The organism is Beijerinckia sp. L45 (assembly GCF_009765775.1).
GTDB lineage: Bacteria > Pseudomonadota > Alphaproteobacteria > Rhizobiales > Beijerinckiaceae > RH-AL1.
Genome location: NZ_LMUU01000225.1, coordinates 457 through 2,312, shown reverse-complemented (window position 1 = coordinate 2,312; position 1,856 = coordinate 457). Strand labels below are relative to the sequence as shown.

Here is a 1,856-nt window from a genome sequence, read left to right as displayed (position 1 = left end):
CGCGCGCTGCCGCGCCGGCGACGGAGTCATAGAGACGAACCTCGAGACCGGCCCGAGCGAAAACGATCGCCCAGCCGCTTCCCACCAGGCCCGCACCGACGATGGCAACGCGCATCGGTCTACTCCGCGGCTGCGCCGTAAGGAATGTTGCGCCCGCCGTAGCGACGGACGCGAACGTTGGCCTGTTCGCCGTGGCCGACGAAACCTTCGAGCGCACAGAGACGCGAGCAATATTCGCCGACCATCGCCGAGGCTTCGTCGGTCAGCACGCGCTGATAGGTGCAGGTCTTCAGAAACTTGCCGACCCAGAGACCGCCGGTGTAGCGCGCCGCCTTCTTCGTCGGCAGCGTGTGGTTGGTGCCGATCACCTTGTCGCCGAACGCGACGTTGGTGCGGGCGCCGAGGAACAGCGCGCCGTAGTTCGTCATGTGATTGAGGAAGTAGTCGGGGTCGCGGGTCATCACCTGGACGTGCTCGGAGGCGATCTCGTCGGCGATGCGGACCATCTCCTCGTCGCTCTCCGCGACGATGACCTCGCCATAGGCCTCCCAAGCCTTGCGGGCGATATCGGCCGTCGGCAGAATGGCGAGCAGGCGCTCGATTTCTGCCATCGTATCGCGCGCCAGTTTTTCCGACGTGGTCAGCAGGATCGCCGGCGAATCCGGGCCGTGTTCGGCCTGGCCGAGCAGATCGGTGGCGCAGATCTCGCCATCGACGGAGTCATCGGCAATCACCAGCGTTTCCGTCGGGCCGGCGAACAGATCGATACCGACGCGTCCGAACAGCTGACGCTTGGCTTCCGCGACGAAGGCGTTGCCTGGGCCGATCAGAATGTCGACGGGCGCGATGGTCTGCGTGCCGAGCGCCATCGCGCCGATGGCCTGGATGCCGCCGAGGCAATAGATCTCGTCGGCGCCGGCCATGTGCTGGGCGGCGACGATCGCCGGTGCCGGCTTGCCTTGAAACGGCGGGGCGCAGGTGACGATGCGCGGCACGCCGGCGACCTTGGCGGTGATGACCGACATGTGCGCCGAAGCCAGCAGCGGATATTTGCCGCCAGGCACGTAGCAGCCGGCCGCGCCGATCGGAATGTTCTTGTGTCCAAGCACGACGCCGGGCAGCGTCTCGACTTCGATGTCCTTGATCGAGTCGCGCTGATGCTGGGCGAAGTTGCGAACCTGCTCCTGCGCGAAGGCAATATCCGAGATGTCGCGCTCGGAGAGCTGGCCCATGCAGGCGTCGATCTCGGCGTCGGTCAGGCGGTAGCTGTCGCGATCCCATTTGTCGAACTTGACGGAGAGCTCGCGCACCGCCGCGTCGCCGCGCGTTTCGATGTCGGCGAGAATGCCTTCGACGGTGTCGCGAACCTTGCGGTCGTCGCTCTTCACCTGCTCCGCGTCGGACCCCTTTTTCAGCCACGTCGCCATTGATCATTCTCCATCATTTCATCGATTTGGCCGAGACTATATGCATACGTATGCAGATGACAATCGCGAAAGCCGCGCGACGTCTCTGTCGTTCAGGGGATAGGCGGCGTCCAGACCCGGCGATCCGCGGGACCCGTCACACCCGTCGACGGGACCCGGGCCGATCCGCGGACGATCAGCGCACCGGGGATCACTTCCTGCCGGGCGGGGTCGTCGGGGCTGGCAAGCTGCTCCTGCACGATGGACACGACGCGCGCGACCATCGGTCCGATCGGCTGGACGAAGGTCGTCAGATCGACCATCGGCCAGGACGCCGGCCTGACGTCGTCGAAGCCGATGATGGACACGTCATGGCCGAGGCGCAGGCCGCAGGCGCGCGCGACGCCCATCACCGCGAAGGCGGTATGGTCGTTGGCGCAGAAGACCGCG

Annotated in this window: 3 protein-coding genes; all 3 read right to left on the bottom strand. The window is 65.9% G+C overall.

The genetic code is table 11. The features are described 5' to 3' along the window. Positions 1 to 115 (bottom strand): 3-hydroxyacyl-CoA dehydrogenase NAD-binding domain-containing protein (locus GSQ79_RS29145; RefSeq protein ID WP_246725549.1); only part of this gene is annotated, 115 nt, incomplete at its 3' end. Positions 116 to 119: 4 nt separating this feature from the next. Next, the gene (gene hisD, locus GSQ79_RS24035) at positions 120 to 1,427 is read right to left on the bottom strand and encodes a histidinol dehydrogenase (RefSeq protein WP_158811300.1); all 1,308 of its coding nucleotides are present in this window, start codon (positions 1,425 to 1,427) and stop codon (positions 120 to 122) included. A 92-nt stretch (positions 1,428 to 1,519) separates the two neighbouring features. Then, positions 1,520 to 1,856 (bottom strand): substrate-binding domain-containing protein (locus GSQ79_RS24030; protein ID WP_158811299.1); only part of this gene is annotated, 337 nt, incomplete at its 5' end.

Coding starts and splice junctions, on each gene's coding strand:
- hisD (WP_158811300.1), bottom strand. CDS start 1,427: ATGGCGACGTGGCTGAAAAAGGGGTCCGACGCGGAGCAGGTGAAGAGC.